Source organism: Cupriavidus sp. FW306-1B-F12B (genome assembly GCF_058781795.1).
The window spans coordinates 686,389-700,212 of sequence record NZ_JBYSXC010000001.1; the positions used below are offsets into that span (position 1 = coordinate 686,389).

A 13,824-nucleotide genomic window follows, 5' to 3' on the forward strand; every position below is an offset into this window, starting at 1 on the left:
ATGGGGAATCGTTGGATACGGGGCCGAGTATAGGAACGGCCCGCCGCAGCGGCGAGAGCCCGCGCCCTATAGATCCCATAACAGAAACCGATACCGCTAGCGGCGCATATCGCGCAGGTCGCGCAGCTCCTGCGAGGCGGCGGTCAGCATGCCGCGCAGCCAGACATGCGCGGCCGAGCGGTGGCGCGACGGATGCCACAGCTGGTAGAAGCGCATGAACGGGAACTCGATCGGCGGCTCCAGCACCGCAAGCGGCACATGCTGCGCATGATAGTTGGCGAAGTGGCGCGCGGTGGTCAGGATCAGGTCGGTGCCGGGGATCAGGCTGGGCGCCAGGTTGAAGTAGGGACAGCTGACGCGGTTGTCCCGGTGCACGCGCATGGTGCTCAGCCCGGCATCGACCAGGCCGCGCTGGTCGCGCGAATACGGCGTGGGCACGATATGCGAGGCGCCCAGGTAGGTTTGGGCCGTAAACTTGCCGGGCTGCGCATGCACGCTGTCCTGCGCCACCACGCACACCACCTCGTCTTCCAGCAGCACCGACAGGTGCAGGTGCTCAGGCGGGTTGGGCCAGTTGCCGATCACGATGTCGACCGTACCCGCAGACAGCGCCTGCTCGTAATCGAAGGTGGCCCCCAGCGGCAGCGCCGACAGCCGCGCGTGCGGCGCCGCACGCCGCACCGCGCGCACCACGTGCGCGAAGAACGGCGGCGCCAGGTAGTCAGGCATGGCCACCACGAAGCTCTGCTCGGTGGAGGCGGGATCGAAGCGCTCGTCCGAGACCAGCAGGTTGTCCAGCGCGCTGAGCGCGGCCTGGGCATTGCGCGCCAGCTGCAGCGCGCGCTCGGTCGGCACCATCACGTTCTTCTCGCGCGTGAGCAGCGGGTCGTTGAAGATCGCGCGCAGGCGCTTGAGCGCGGCGCTGATGGCCGGCTGCGACTGGTTCAGGCGGATCGCCGTGCGCGACACGCTCTGCTCGGCGATCAGGATGCACAGCACGCGCAGCAGGTAGGTATCGAACGGGTCGTCGGCGCGAATCATGTTGGGTCCGTGGCAGCAAAAGTGGAGGCCTGGCGGGTGCGGCCGCCGCCGCTCCGGGCGGCAACGCCATGCCGGGCAATGGCAACTTTGTAGCGTGTCGCGCACCGCACGGCAACCGGTACAACCCGGACGAGCCTGCCCGGCGCGCGTGCGCGCACCCCCGAAAACGCTCTGACTAGGGTAATCCATAGGTACGCCGAAGGTCCGCCCCGTCTCCCGCAAACCCGCGCCACACAAGGGATTGCAGCCCATATCGGCGCTGCTATGGGGCCTATACCAGCCCCCTCGTTTCGCATTGGCGGGCCATTCATATACTTGCTCCCAACCCGGCGGACGGCATGCACCGCCGCCAAGCAAGACCTGGCAGAACACGACAAGACAGGAGACATCATGTCGATCACGAAACAAGGCATCCCGGTATTCGCCGGCACCGCCGACGACGCCGAGGACAGCGTCTACCGCAAGGTAACCTGGCGCCTGCTGCCCTTCCTTGGGGTGCTGTGGGTACTGGCCTGGCTGGACCGGGTCAACATCGGCTTCGCCAAGCTGCAGATGCTGGACGCGCTGCAGTTCAGCGAGGCCGTGTACGGGCTGGGCGCGGGCATCTTCTTCCTTGGCTACTTCTTCTTCGAAGTGCCGTCGAACATGCTGCTGCAGAAGATCGGCGCCAAGAAGACGATCATGCGCATCACCATCTGCTGGGGCGTGATCTGCATGCTGCAGAGCTTTGTCACCACGCCCACGCAGTTCTACATCCTGCGCTTCCTGCTGGGCGCGTTCGAAGCCGGCTTCTACCCGGGCGTGATCCTGTACCTGACCTACTGGTATCCGTCGCAGCGCCGCGCGCGCGCCTTCGGCACCTTCATGTCCGCCTCGGCCATCGCCGGCGTGCTGGGCGGCCCGCTGGCCGGCTGGATCATGACCGGCATGGCTGGCGTGAACGGCATGCACGGCTGGCAGTGGCTGTTCATCCTGGAAGGCATCCCGTCGGTGCTGGCCGGCATCTTTGCCTGGTTCTACATGACCGACAAGCCGGAGCAGGCGCGCTGGCTCTCCGACGACGACAAGCGCGTGCTGCAGGACGCCCTCAAGCGCGACAACGCCGCCCTGGGCGAGCGCGGCCACGACTGGCGCACGCTCTTCACCAACCCCAAGGTGTGGCTGCTGATCGCGATCTTCTTCTGCCTGCTGTGCGCCAACTCGACGCTGACCTTCTGGATCCCGACCATCATCAAGGACGTGGGCTTCACCACGCCGATGGCGGTGGGCTGGATCGCGGCCGTGGCCTACCTGTGCGGCGCCGCCGGCATGATCCTCAACGGCGCGCATTCCGACCGCCGCAACGAAGTGCGCTGGCACTTCAGCGGCGCGGCGCTGGTCGGTGGCGGTGCCATGGCCGTGCTGGCCGTGCTGCTGGGCGCGCAGGTGCTGTCGCCGGTGATCGCACTGCTGGCCATGACTGCCGCGCTGGTCGGCACCATGAGCGCCATCCCCGTGTTCTGGCAGCTGCCCAACCGCTACCTGGCAGGCAGCGCCGCCGCGGTGGGCGTGGCCCTGATCAACTCGGTGGCCAACCTGGCCGGCTTTGGCGCGCCTTATGTGATGGGGCTGGTCAAGAACACCACCGGCAAGCTCACCTCCGGCCTGTACCTGGTGGCGGCGATCGAGGTGCTGGCCGCGGTGCTGGTGCTGATTGGCATCCGCAAGCTGGGCGGCAAGCACGGCAAGCAAGGGGCCTGACATGGACGACCATAGCTTCGATCCCACCCGCCGGCGCTTCGCGCTGCAATCGATGACGCTGGGCGGCGGCGCGCTGCTGGCCGGCGCCAGCTGGGGCGCAACGCCCGATGCGGCGGCCCCCAACCAGACCGCAGCACCGGTGCAGCAAGGCGGCCTGAGCCCGCGCCTGACGCTGCACGCGCTGGACACCTATCACGGCACGCCCGCGGCCGGCATGCGCGTGGAGATGTTCCGCATCGACAATGGCCAGCGCACGCCGCTGCAGACCGTCACGCTGGCCGCCAACGGCCGCAGCGAACCGCCGCTGCTGATCGGCGACAGCTACCGCACCGGCACCTACGAACTGATCCTGCACGCGGACGAGTACTTTGCCGCGCGCAAGGCCAGCCTGCCGCAACCCTCCTTCCTGTCGAAGATCCCGCTGCGCCTGCGCGTCACCGACGCCAGCCAGCGCATCCACCTGCCCGTGCTGTTCGGGCCGTGGAGCTACAACTACTACCGCGGCAGCTGACGCCGCGGCCCTACCCGGAGACAAACGCATCATGGCAGGCATCAGCACACATGTGCTCGACGTATCCCTGGGCCGCCCCGTGGCCGGCATGCAGGTCGAACTGTTCGACGTCGCCACCCAGCCGCCACGGCTGATCGCGCGCACCCGCACCAACCACGACGGCCGCACCGACACGCCGATGCTGCCGCCGGCCCAGGCGCGCACCGGCGAGTTCGAGCTGCGCTTCTGGGTGGCGGACTACTTCCGCACCCCCGACGTGTTCGCCGACATCGTTCCCGTGCGCTTTACCATCGCGGACGCCGCGCAGCACTACCATGTGCCGTTGCTGTGTTCGCCGTGGAGCTTCGGGACGTATCGGGGCAGCTAAAGGCAAGAACCATGTCGCCCGTGCTGGAAAGCGGGCGACTGTTGACGACCTCATCACCGCCCGCCCCTAGCGCGGCTTGCGCACTTCCGCTTCCCCCGGCAAGAGCACATCACCGTCGCTGGTCCGGGGCATCATCAACGGCACCGGCTTCCCGGTCCGCTTTTCCACCATCTGCGAGCGCCGCTCGCCCCGCGCAAACAGATGGTGTTCGCCCCATTGGCGCAAGGCCAATACGATGGGGAACAGGCTCTCTCCCTTCTTCGTCAGCACATACTCGTGATACGCACTGCCATCGGAAGCCGGCTGCGTCGTCAGGATGCCGGCTTCCACCAGCCGGCGCAAGCGGTCGGACAGGATGTTGCGCGCGACCGCCAGGCTGCGCTGGAAGTCGCTGAAGCGGCGCATGCCGTCGAAGGCATCGCGCACGATCATCAGCGACCAGCGCTCGCCGACCAGCTCCAGGGTGCGCGCGACGGGGCAGGTTTCATCGCCCGGGTCTTTGCGGGTGGCCATGTCTTGGTTGCCTTGGGGCTGTGCAGCCTGTCAATGTAGTTGCATTTTAAAACCAGTAGGCTTACGCTTCAACTGGTTTTATTTTGCAACCACATGGACTGGTATGGAAACCTCCCCCGCTACGCCGGTGACGGCACCGCCTCCGACTTGCCCTGCGGCACCGCGCGCGAACCTGCCGCGCGGCGCCGTGCTGCTGTTCGCCTGCGCCAGCGGCCTGAGCGTTGCCAATGTCTATTACGCCCAGCCGCTGCTGGATGCGCTGATGGCGGATTTCTCCATCAGCGCCGGGGCCATCGGCGGCGTGGTCACCGCCACCCAGCTTGGCTGTGCCCTGGCACTGCTGTTGCTGGTGCCGCTGGGCGACCTTGTGCAACGCCGCCGCCTGATGCTGGCACAGGTGCTTGCCCTGGCCGGCGCGCTGGCTGCCGTGGCACTGGCGCCGTCCGTTGCGGTGCTGCTGGCGGGGATGCTCCTGACCGGCTTGCTCGGCACCGCCATGACCCAGGGACTGATCGCCTATGCGGCCGCGGCAGCAGGGCCGCATGAACGCGCGCACGTGGTCGGCACCGCGCAGAGCGGCGTCTTCATCGGACTGCTGCTGGCGCGTGTGGTTGCCGGCGGCGTCAGCGACATGGCCGGGTGGCGCAACGTCTATGTCTGCGCCGCAGCGGCGATGCTGGTGCTTGCGTGGCTGCTATGGCGTGCGCTGCCAGTGGTGGCCAGCGCCGGCCAGCGGATGCGCTATGCCAGCCTGGTCGCATCGATGTTCCTGCTGCTGCGCCGCGACCGGGTCTTGCAGATCCGGGGAACGATCGCGCTACTGATGTTCGCGGCGTTCAACATCCTGTGGAGCGCCCTGGTATTGCCGCTGAGCGCTCCGCCCTACGGGCTGTCGCATACCGCCATCGGCGCTTTCGGGCTGGTTGGCGCGGTCGGTGCCCTGGCGGCCGCGCGTGCGGGACGCTGGGCGGACCAGGGCTTCGGGCAGCGGACCACGCTCGCGGCACTGGTGCTGCTGGTGGCGGCCTGGCTTCCGCTGTCGTGGCTGGAGACATCGCTGTGGCCGCTGGCCATTGGCATCGTGCTGCTCGACCTGGGGGGCCAGGCCATCCACGTCACCAACCAGAGCATGATCTTCCGCACCGATCCCGCGGCGCACAGCCGGCTGGTCGGCGCGTACATGCTGTTCTACGCGGCGGGCAGCGGGCTGGGCGCCATTGCCACCACGGCGGTCTATGACGCCGCCGGCTGGCGGGGCGTCTGCGTGCTGGGCGCCGTGGTCAGCTTGCTGGCACTCGTGTTCTGGGCCGCCACCCGCCGCTTCATGCCGGCGCAAGCCGCGCAAGCGCATAAGGTGTAGGGCCTGCAGGGAACGTTCCGCGCATCAACGCCCCCCTCTGCGTCACTCGGGCTCGATTCCCGCTGCCTTGATCACCTTGGCCCATTTCAGGGTCTCGCTGCGGACAAAGGCGGCCAGTTCCTCGGGCGTCGACGGCGCAGGCTGGCCTCCGGTGCGGGCAAAGTAGTCGGTGGCAGCCGGGCCGGTCAGGCCATTGCGCATCAGTTCGCTCATGCGGTCCACTACGGGCTTTGGCGTTCCGGCCGGGAAGAAGGCCGCCGACCATGCCACCATCTCATAGCCGGGCAGGCCGCTCTCCGCCATCGTCGGGACATCCTTGAGCACCGGATTGCGCTGCGCGGTGGTCACCGCGACCGCGCGCAGCTTGCCGCCCTGGATCAGCGTCATGGCCGGCGATATATCGGAGATCATGAAATCGACCTGGTGCCCCATCAGGTCGGTCAGGGCCAGCGGCACCCCCTTGTAGGGCACGTGCAGCGCCTGCACGCCGGCCAGCATTTTGTAGAGTTCGCTGGCGATGCGGGTCGACGAACTGCCGCTGGCAAACGTCAGCGCGCCATTTTTTGCCTTGGCCAGCGCGGTCAGGTCTGCCAGCGTGCGTACCGGACTGTCGGGCGGCACCACCAATACCAGCCCGCTCTTGGCGATCAGCGATGCCGGGGCGAAATCCTTGATCGGATCATAGGGCAGCTTCTTGAACAAGGACGCATTGGCTGCATGCGTGGTGTTGGTCGTCACCAGCATGGTGTAGCCGTCGCCGGTAGCGCCGGCTACAGCCTTGGCGGCAATGAAGCCGTTGGCGCCCGGGCGGTTGTCCACCACCACCGGCTTGCCCGTCTGCGCGGTGATCCGCTCGCCGACGAAGCGCGCGCTGCTGTCGGTGCCGCTGCCCGCGGGAAACGGCACGATGACGCGGACTGCCTTGTCGGGATATTGGCTGGCGTCCGCGGCCTGCGCCGTCCCGGCTGCGACCGCGGCCAGCGGCAACAGCAGCCCGATGGCCATATTGCGCATGCATGGATGAATCATGCTTTGTCTCCTCGTGCCTTTGGCATCTGTTGATGGTTCGGACCCTGGCGCGGGCCGGGTTCAGGGCACCGCGTCGTGCGCCCGCACCAGGATGGCCTCGCACGGGCCACCCTGCGCCGCAAAGCTGAAAGTGCCGCCCTCCGGCACAAAGACCCAGTCCCCCGGCTTCGCTGAGAAGCGCTGGCCGTTGATCTCGCCGCAGACCGAACCCGACTGCAGGAACAGCACCTGCTCCGTTGCCGCCACCGCGTGCGCTTCGGCGCCGCCCGTGGCTTCCAGTTCCAGTGCGCGGATATCCAGGTGCCGGGCGCCGACCGTGTCGCGCGTAATCACGGGCCTTGCACGCACGCGATGGTAGTGAGGCAGGCTTTGGGCCGCCTCATGCGCCGGCACCTCGCGCAGGCTGTCCGCCTGCGCGCGGCAGCGGGGGTCATCCGCTGCGCTGGCGACCACGGCGGCGTTCGGGTTTTCACTGTACGGCGGCGCGTACACCACCATGACCCGCACCGGCTCGTCGCTGACGACCTCGAAGCGGTGGAATACCCCCATCGGATTGAAACCCCAGTCGCCCGCACGCAAGGTGCGCGCCCTGCCGGCGACCTCGCCGATGCCCTCGCCTGCCAGCAGGTAGGACGCCTGCTCCAGGTTCGGATGCGCATGGGGCAAGGCGCCATGGCCGCGAGAAATCGTGCCCAACAGCACCTCGATGCGCCGCGCCCCGACTGTCTCCTTGCCGATCACGCGCTGGTTGGCGGTTCCGGTATGGTTTGCCGGGGAATAGGCGGGCACATCGGCGGCGCGCCTTACGAATTGCGATGTCATGCGTTGTCTCCTGTTTAGTCCTCTTGTCGGGGAGCAGCTTTCGGCACGGCCAGTTCGGGATAACGATCGGTCAGCTGCGCGGGCATCTCCACGTCGAGGATGAAGCGGTCGCCTCGGTACCAGAACCGGCCTGCCGTGAGCACGTTGCCGTCGACATCCAGCGTGGTACGGACAATGCGCGCGACTGGTGCCGCAAAGGCATAGTCCAGGTCGCGCGCCAGCATGGCGTCGGCCGGCTCCACGGTCATGGTCTGGCGCATCGTGCCAAGCCGGTCGCCCAGCTGCTCCCGCAGCAAGTGGGCAATCTTGTGATGCTTCTCACCGCCGCGCGGGAACCTGGCGAACACCGCTTCAGCCACGTACAGCTCGATCAGGCAGAACGGCATCCCGTCATGCACATGCAGCTTGCGCAGCATCACATAGCGGTCCATTGGCGCGCCGCAGGTGGCAAGCCCGGGCGGCAGGGCCATATCCTTGCGCTTTTCCAGGATGCGGATCTCGAGATCGCTGGCGCCGACCGAGACATCATTGATGGCCGAACGCATGCCTTCGCCCGGGCCGGACGGCACCATGATGACGTGCGTGCCCCGCCCGCGCTGGCTGCTGATCAGCCCCTCCTCGGTCAGCAAGGCAAAGGCCTGCCGCACGGTGACCTTGGCAATGCCGTACGCCTGCGCGAGGTGCTCCACCGTGGGCAGCTGGTGCCCGACCGGATACTCGCCGGCGACGATCTTGTGGCGCAGCACGCTTGCCAGCTGCCGGTAGCGGGTCACGCCGCCGGCGCTGTCGTCGGCCAGCGCGATGCCGTCATTGGCTGCGACACTTGCGGTGGCGCGCGTCATGACAGCAGGCTCCGCGGCACGCGCACCGGCATCGTCAGCAGGATCTGGGCCATTCCCTTGCCAAGCGGATCATTGCGCAGCGATGCCATGCCGCCGCCATCGAGCGCCGACTCGCAGACGAAGTTCATCGCGTCGAAGCCCGGCAGGTCAAAGCGCGACACCGGCCCCCGCACCAGGTGGCCCAGCCAGTCAGCCACCCGCGCGGCCGTGACCTCGGCGCGCAGCAGCGCGAGGTATTCCGGCCGGCGCGCAATCAGGCCGATATTGGAGATATCGCCCTTGTCGCCGCTGCGCCCGTAGGCAAGCCGGACCAAAGGGACTTCAATGCTGTCGCCACCGGCGGGGCTGGCGGCGGCACCCTGCGCCTGCGCCGTCGCGCGGGCGGCGGCGTCCGTCGCTGCGTGCCCGGCCGGGATGGAGACGGCAGTCCGCACGCCATCCATGACCACCGCCGGCGACAGCGCGCCCTTGTCCAGCAGGAAGGCGTATTGCCGGATCGATGGCGACGGGCTCGCGCGTCCGCCGCCCGATCCCGTGGTGCCCGGCGACCAGCTCGTGCCGGCTGCCGCGATTTCGCGCGCGAACAGTTCAAGGGCCGCCTTCTCGGAATGCATGACCGCAAGCCGCATGATCGCCTCGCGGGTATGGCGCGCCGCGGCGTGCGGCCCGAAGCAGGATTCGGCGCCCAGCACTTCGACCCGGGTGCGGGTGTAGTCGCCCCATCCGTTTTCCGCGAAGAGCCTGCGCGTGCGGGCCAGGATGGCCTCGGCCGTGCGCTCGGCCTTGGCCACGGCGTCAATGCCGACGATGGTCAGCTGGGCATTGCAGCGGAAGCCATCCATATAGGTGGCGCTGACCTTGTAGCAGTGGCCCGGCGCACGCCCACGTGCGCCGCGCACCTCGACCAGGTCCGGCCCGGCCTGGCGCAGCGTCACCTGCGTGAAATCGCAGGTCACGTCCGGCAACAGATAGGCCGAAGGGTCGCCGATCTCATACAGCACTTGCTCGCCGACCGTGGCAACAGTGACCAGCCCGCCCGTCGCGGGTGGCTTGCCCACCACGAAGCTGCCGTCCGCCCGGCACGCCACCACCGGATAGCCGATGTCCGGCCAGTCCGGCACCTGCTCCCAGTCGGTATGCAGCCCGCCTGTCGCCTGGCAGCCGCACTCGATGATGTGGCCGGCCAGGCTGCCCTGCGCCAGCCGGTCATAATCGTCCGCCTGCCAGCCGAACTCATGCATCAGCACGCCCAGGGTCACCGCGCTGTCCACGCAGCGGCCGGTAATGACGATCTGCGCGCCCTGGTCCAGCGCCTTGCTGACCGGCAGCGCGCCGAGATAGGCATTGGCGCTGACCAGCTGGTCCGGCAGCGGCAAGCCCTTCTGCATGTCGGTGATGCCTGCCTGGCGCAGCGACGCCACCATCGGCATGACATCATCGCCCTCCACCACCGCGATGCGCACGGCAATGCCCTGCTCGGCGGCGATCGCCGCCAGCGCCTGCGCGCAGCCCCGCGGATTGATGCCGCCGGCATTGCTGACCACGCGGATGTTGCGCTCAACGATCTCCCGCAACAGGCTCTTCATCGTCACCGTCACGAAGTCGGTGGCGTAGCCAAGCTCCGGCTTGCGCAGGCGTGCCGAGGCCAGCACGGACATGGTCAGCTCCGCCAGGTAGTCGAACACCAGGTAGTCGATATCGCCGTGACGCACCAGTTGCGGCGCGCCCACGCTGCTGTCGCCCCAGAAGCCGGACGCGCCGCCGATGCGCACTGTCTTGTCATGCATGGTCCTGTCTCCTTGCCTTTGGCTTACTTGCCGGTCCAGTTCGGCTTGCGCTTTTCGCGGAAGGCGAGCTGGCCCTCGCGCGCGTCCTCGGTCATGGCGAACAAGCCGATCTGGCTTTCCGTGAACGCCATCGACTGCTCGAAGGACATCGCATCGATATGCTTGAGGGTATAGAGCCCACGCCGGATCGCCGCGGGCGACTTGTCGAGCAGCCGGCCCAGCAGCCAGTCAAGCTTGCCATCCAGGTCCGCACTGACGTGGTTGACCAGCCCTGCCGCCAGCGCTTCCTGCGCGGTCAGCGGCTCGCCGCAGAGGCAGAGCTCATTGAGCACGCGCCGCGGCACCAGCTGCTGCAGCACGCTCAGCACCTGCGCCGGGAACACGCCCACCTTGACCTCGGGCAGGCCGAACACGGCCCGCTCGCTGGCCACCGCCATGTCGCACATGGCCATCAGCCCCATGCCACCCGCCATGCAGGCGCCGTTGACGCGAGCGATCAGCGGGACGTTGGAGCGCCGCGCCTGGCGCAGCAGGTCGGCAAGCCGCTGGCCCGGCTCCGAATAGTCGAACGCAAAGGACTTGCCGCTCTGCAGGTCGGCGCCCGCGCAAAAGGCCTGGTCCCCGGCCCCGGTGATGACCACGGCGCGGATGGCCTCGTCATGGCTGGCACGATCGATTCCCGCGTGCAGCCCGTCCAGCACCGCCGGATTGATCGCGTTGCGGCGCTCGGGCCGGTTGATGGTCAGCCAGAGGACCGCGCCGCGGACTTCGCTCAGGAGTTCTTCGTTCATGTTCAGGCCTCGCTTGCCGTGCCGGTCGCATGCGCCGATGCCTGGCGCGGTTCGCGCGATGCGCCGGATGCCATCAGGCTGTCGATGTCGGCCTCGTTGTAGCCGGCCTCGCGCAGCACCTCGCGGCTATGCTCGCCCAGTGCCGGGGCATGACGGCGCTGCGATGGCGGCGTGCCGTGCCATTCGCTGGGCACTGCCATTTCGCGGATGCGGCCCACCGCCGGGTGGTCGGTTTCGCTGAAGAAGCCGATGTCATTCAGGTGCGGATCATCGAGCAGCGATTCAAAGGTGTGCATCGGGAACACCGGAATATCCGCCTCCTTCAGCAGCACCTGCCATTCCTCCGTGGTCCGCCTGGCCAGTTCGTCGCTGACCATGCCGTAGAGCTCGGTGATGTGCGCCGTCCGGGTGGTGATGTCCGCGAAGCGCGGATCGGTGTCGTACAGGCCGGGCTTGCCGATCACCCTCAGGAAGGCACGCCAGTGATGGTCGTGATAGATCAGGCAGCAGACATGGCCGTCGCGGGTCCGGTAGGGCCGGCGCTCGGGAGACAGCAGGCGCGGATAGCCAAATCCGCCCTTGGCTGGCACGAAGGTCTCGCCATAGAGATGGTCGCCCATCACGTAAGGCACCATGGTTTCGAACATCGGCACATCGACGCGCTGGCCGCGGCCGGTGCTCGCCCGCGCGTAGAGCGCGGCACAGATCACGCCGAAGGCATAGAGCCCGACGGAACGGTCGGCAATGGTCAGCGGGAGATAGCGCGGAATGTCGCCGGTGCCCATGGCGACCGCCTGGGGCAGCCCGGTGGCTGCCTGGATCAGGTCGTCGAACGCCGCCTGCGGGGCATAGCGTCCGCGCTGCGAGAAGCCGAACATGCCGACATAGACCAGGCGCGGATTGATCTGCGCCAGCGTCTCGTAGTCCAGGCCGAGCCGCTGCATCGCCTGGGGCCGGACGTTGTAGGCCAGCACGTCCGCATCCGCCACCAGGCGCAGCAGCGCCTCGCGCCCCTGCGGCGACTTCAGGTCCAGAACGATGCTGCGCTTGTTGCGGTTCAGCCCCAGGAAAAGCGGCCCCATCTTCTCATTGCCGCAAGGTCCGATGCCACGGGTGCTGTCGCCCGTGGGCGCCTCCACCTTGATCACATCCGCGCCGAGGTCGCCCATCATCTGCGTGGCCGAGGGGCCCATGAACACGGCCGTGATGTCCACAACCTTGACGCCAGCCAGCGCTCCAGTCCTTGTCTCCATCCTTGCTCCTGTCTTACTTCTATAGTTCTATGAATAGAACTATATGACAAGCAGCCCGGCGGTGCAAGGGCCACGGGCAGACGTGGAGATGCATGGCAGGAGGCAAGAAAGCCGTAGAATCCCCGGCTGACAACTTCCCTCAAGACCGTGAAAGCACTTTCCCGCCTGAACCTGAAGCAGGTCGCCCTGCTCTGCGCCACCCTGCTGGCATCTGTTTCGATCCATGCCGCATCCCCTGCCCAACCTGACGCAGCCAGCAACACCGCGGCGCCGCTGGGACTGGAGCTGGGCAAGGCCAGGTGCTCTCGCCTGGCGCCGCCGCAGAATCACGCCAGGACCGGCAAGTCCGAGTGGGCCGGTGGCGACGCCGTTGAGCTCAGGCACCTGGAGCGCTTCCACCTCCCGGGCCTGACGCGCGTGATCCTGAACTGCGACGCGCAGGACACCGTGGCGCTGATCACGATGACATTCGAGCGCACGGCCCTGGATGAGGTGCGCAAGAAGCTCGACGAACGCTATGCGCCCCTGCGCAAGACTGAAGGCGCGGCGGAGAATGGCTACGCCGAGTGGGCCGCCGCCAATGGCAGCCTGGAATTGCTCTATGGGCGCGACAGCAAGCACTTCACCGTGGCGTACTGGGCCAGGGGCGCGAAGGCGAGGTACTTCTCATATAGCGGCACTGACAACAAGAAGCCCGCCGCGGCCACGCCTGCCAGCCAGCCCCAGCCTGCGCCGCTGTGACGGGCCCCGCGCTCCACGCAGGCGCCGTGGGCGCGCTAGCCGCACGCCTCAGTGGAGTTGGTCGAAGAGCGTCTTGCCAAAATCATGCAGCAGGCGGATCAGCCGGTCTGCCACGGGCGAAAGCGGCTGGTCCTTGCGAAACGTGATGCCGAAGTTCCGCACAAGCATGGCAGCGGGCAAGGGCACTTCCACCAGCTCGCCACCACTGGCGCGCAGGGTGCGGCGCGAGACAAAGGTCAGCAGCTCGGTATCGGCGACCACACGGGGAATCAGCGGGATCGAGTTGGTCTCGATCTGCACCACGGGCCGCGGCAGGCTGCGCGACTCCAGCGTGTGGTCGAGCCAGGTCCGGCTGGGGACGGCGCGATTGGGCAGGGCCCAACGATATCCGGTCAGCGCTTCCAGCCCCGGCTTGCGCACCCGGAAGATCGGATGCCCCCTGAATGCCGCTACGACCACGGTGTCTTTCAGCAGCGTCTCGCAGTGAAACTCGTCTTCCTGTTCCGGCACGAAGCCGAGAATCACGTCCACGCGCCCTTCCCGAAGATCGCCGCGTAGCTCGTAGTTGTTGCGAATACTCAGTTGCAGCACCACGTTGGGGGCTTCGCGCAGCAGCATTCTGCAGATCGGCGGCAACAGGTATTCCGCGCCCAGCGGTCCGCTGCCCAGTCTCACCGTACCCGCAACGCCCCGGGCAATGGCCCCGACTTCATCACGCACCAGCTCCGCCTCCTGCAACAGGCCGGCGGCCCGGGCGCGCAGCGCGGTCCCTGCCGCGCTCAGCCTCTGTCCCCTGCCGTCACGTTCGAACAGTGCCGCGCCCAGCGAGGCTTCGAGCCGGTCCACCGCCTTGGTCAGGGTTGGCTGGCTACGGTGCACAAGCTCGGCCGCACGCCGGAAGTTGCCGGCATTCGCCACGGCAAGAAAGTACTTGAGGTCACGCAAATCCATTACCGGCACTCCGCATCGGGTGGTCGGGAAGTCGGGGCACGACTGATTACTTATATTTATCGAATAAGGAAAATTA

14 protein-coding genes are annotated in these 13,824 nt (G+C 67.5%); 5 read left to right on the forward strand and 9 right to left on the reverse strand.

The window, feature by feature from the left end; all coding sequences use genetic code 11:
- Nucleotides 1-96 precede the first annotated feature (96 nt).
- Entirely contained in the window at nt 97-1,041 is a 945-nt protein-coding gene (locus AC3WLE_RS03095; protein WP_492318655.1) for a LysR family transcriptional regulator, read from the reverse strand.
- 390 nt (nt 1,042-1,431) lie between these two features.
- On the opposite strand from AC3WLE_RS03095, the gene AC3WLE_RS03100 reads away from it, so the two are divergent.
- Genes AC3WLE_RS03100 through uraH (AC3WLE_RS03110) form a run of 3 tightly spaced genes read left to right on the forward strand, consistent with a single transcriptional unit; the run spans nt 1,432 to nt 3,659 of the window.
- Nucleotides 1,432-2,781 (forward strand): MFS transporter, encoded by a 1,350-nt coding sequence (locus tag AC3WLE_RS03100; protein ID WP_492351711.1) that lies wholly within the window; start codon nt 1,432-1,434, stop codon nt 2,779-2,781.
- Nucleotide 2,782: 1 nt separating this feature from the next.
- Complete coding sequence (uraH, locus tag AC3WLE_RS03105; protein WP_340526673.1) at nt 2,783-3,292, forward strand: hydroxyisourate hydrolase; 510 nt, start codon at nt 2,783-2,785, stop codon at nt 3,290-3,292.
- 31 nt (nt 3,293-3,323) lie between these two features.
- A complete protein-coding gene (gene uraH / locus AC3WLE_RS03110) occupies nt 3,324-3,659 on the forward strand; it encodes a hydroxyisourate hydrolase (protein WP_011616942.1) in 336 nt (111 codons plus the stop codon).
- Between the two features lie 66 nt (nt 3,660-3,725).
- Here uraH (AC3WLE_RS03110) and AC3WLE_RS03115 read toward each other — a convergent pair whose 3' ends face one another.
- Nucleotides 3,726-4,172, reverse strand: coding sequence for a winged helix-turn-helix transcriptional regulator (locus tag AC3WLE_RS03115; RefSeq protein ID WP_492318657.1), 447 nt, complete (start codon nt 4,170-4,172; stop codon nt 3,726-3,728).
- Nucleotides 4,173-4,275: 103 nt separating this feature from the next.
- Here AC3WLE_RS03115 and AC3WLE_RS03120 point away from each other — a divergent pair, with 103 nt between their 5' ends.
- A complete protein-coding gene (locus AC3WLE_RS03120) occupies nt 4,276-5,532 on the forward strand; it encodes an MFS transporter (RefSeq protein WP_492356168.1) in 1,257 nt (418 codons plus the stop codon).
- Nucleotides 5,533-5,574: 42 nt separating this feature from the next.
- Here the strand turns inward: AC3WLE_RS03120 and AC3WLE_RS03125 are convergent, their stop codons facing one another.
- From AC3WLE_RS03125 to AC3WLE_RS03150, 6 genes are read right to left on the reverse strand one after another with little or no spacing between them, the layout of a single operon-like run.
- Nucleotides 5,575-6,561 carry a Bug family tripartite tricarboxylate transporter substrate binding protein gene (locus AC3WLE_RS03125; RefSeq protein WP_492318659.1) on the reverse strand — a complete coding sequence of 329 codons (987 nt, stop codon included), beginning with the start codon at nt 6,559-6,561 and terminating at the stop codon, nt 5,575-5,577.
- A gap of 60 nt (nt 6,562-6,621) precedes the next feature.
- Nucleotides 6,622-7,383, reverse strand: coding sequence for a cupin domain-containing protein (locus AC3WLE_RS03130; protein ID WP_492318660.1), 762 nt, complete (start codon nt 7,381-7,383; stop codon nt 6,622-6,624).
- Between the two features lie 14 nt (nt 7,384-7,397).
- Nucleotides 7,398-8,225: a GntR family transcriptional regulator gene (locus AC3WLE_RS03135; protein ID WP_492318661.1), complete on the reverse strand. Its 828-nt coding sequence runs from the start codon at nt 8,223-8,225 to the stop codon at nt 7,398-7,400.
- Entirely contained in the window at nt 8,222-10,012 is a 1,791-nt protein-coding gene (locus AC3WLE_RS03140) for an acyclic terpene utilization AtuA family protein (RefSeq protein WP_492356167.1), read from the reverse strand. The genes AC3WLE_RS03135 and AC3WLE_RS03140 overlap by 4 nt, the downstream gene beginning before the upstream one ends.
- Before the next feature lie 23 nt (nt 10,013-10,035).
- Entirely contained in the window at nt 10,036-10,803 is a 768-nt protein-coding gene (locus tag AC3WLE_RS03145) for an enoyl-CoA hydratase/isomerase family protein (protein WP_492356166.1), read from the reverse strand.
- A 2-nt stretch (nt 10,804-10,805) separates the two neighbouring features.
- The gene (locus AC3WLE_RS03150) at nt 10,806-12,056 is read right to left on the reverse strand and encodes a CaiB/BaiF CoA transferase family protein (RefSeq protein WP_492356165.1); all 1,251 of its coding nucleotides are present in this window, start codon (nt 12,054-12,056) and stop codon (nt 10,806-10,808) included.
- 147 nt (nt 12,057-12,203) lie between these two features.
- On the opposite strand from AC3WLE_RS03150, the gene AC3WLE_RS03155 reads away from it, so the two are divergent.
- The gene (locus AC3WLE_RS03155; RefSeq protein WP_316154142.1) at nt 12,204-12,797 is read left to right on the forward strand and encodes a hypothetical protein; all 594 of its coding nucleotides are present in this window, start codon (nt 12,204-12,206) and stop codon (nt 12,795-12,797) included.
- Nucleotides 12,798-12,845: 48 nt separating this feature from the next.
- On the opposite strand, the gene AC3WLE_RS03160 is transcribed toward AC3WLE_RS03155, so the two are convergent.
- Entirely contained in the window at nt 12,846-13,748 is a 903-nt protein-coding gene (locus AC3WLE_RS03160; RefSeq protein WP_492356164.1) for a LysR family transcriptional regulator, read from the reverse strand.
- Nucleotides 13,749-13,824: the final 76 nt, after the last annotated feature.

Excerpts from the sequence above, each read along its gene's own strand:
- AC3WLE_RS03095 (WP_492318655.1), bottom strand. The coding sequence starts at position 1,041 with ATGATTCGCGCCGACGACCCGTTCGATACCTACCTGCTGCGCGTGCTG.
- AC3WLE_RS03100 (WP_492351711.1), top strand. The coding sequence starts at position 1,432 with ATGTCGATCACGAAACAAGGCATCCCGGTATTCGCCGGCACCGCCGAC.
- uraH (WP_340526673.1), top strand. The coding sequence starts at position 2,783 with ATGGACGACCATAGCTTCGATCCCACCCGCCGGCGCTTCGCGCTGCAA.
- uraH (WP_011616942.1), top strand. The coding sequence starts at position 3,324 with ATGGCAGGCATCAGCACACATGTGCTCGACGTATCCCTGGGCCGCCCC.
- AC3WLE_RS03115 (WP_492318657.1), bottom strand. The coding sequence starts at position 4,172 with ATGGCCACCCGCAAAGACCCGGGCGATGAAACCTGCCCCGTCGCGCGC.
- AC3WLE_RS03120 (WP_492356168.1), top strand. The coding sequence starts at position 4,276 with ATGGAAACCTCCCCCGCTACGCCGGTGACGGCACCGCCTCCGACTTGC.
- AC3WLE_RS03125 (WP_492318659.1), bottom strand. The coding sequence starts at position 6,561 with ATGATTCATCCATGCATGCGCAATATGGCCATCGGGCTGCTGTTGCCG.
- AC3WLE_RS03130 (WP_492318660.1), bottom strand. The coding sequence starts at position 7,383 with ATGACATCGCAATTCGTAAGGCGCGCCGCCGATGTGCCCGCCTATTCC.
- AC3WLE_RS03135 (WP_492318661.1), bottom strand. The coding sequence starts at position 8,225 with ATGACGCGCGCCACCGCAAGTGTCGCAGCCAATGACGGCATCGCGCTG.
- AC3WLE_RS03140 (WP_492356167.1), bottom strand. The coding sequence starts at position 10,012 with ATGCATGACAAGACAGTGCGCATCGGCGGCGCGTCCGGCTTCTGGGGC.
- AC3WLE_RS03145 (WP_492356166.1), bottom strand. The coding sequence starts at position 10,803 with ATGAACGAAGAACTCCTGAGCGAAGTCCGCGGCGCGGTCCTCTGGCTG.
- AC3WLE_RS03150 (WP_492356165.1), bottom strand. The coding sequence starts at position 12,056 with ATGGAGACAAGGACTGGAGCGCTGGCTGGCGTCAAGGTTGTGGACATC.
- AC3WLE_RS03160 (WP_492356164.1), bottom strand. The coding sequence starts at position 13,748 with ATGGATTTGCGTGACCTCAAGTACTTTCTTGCCGTGGCGAATGCCGGC.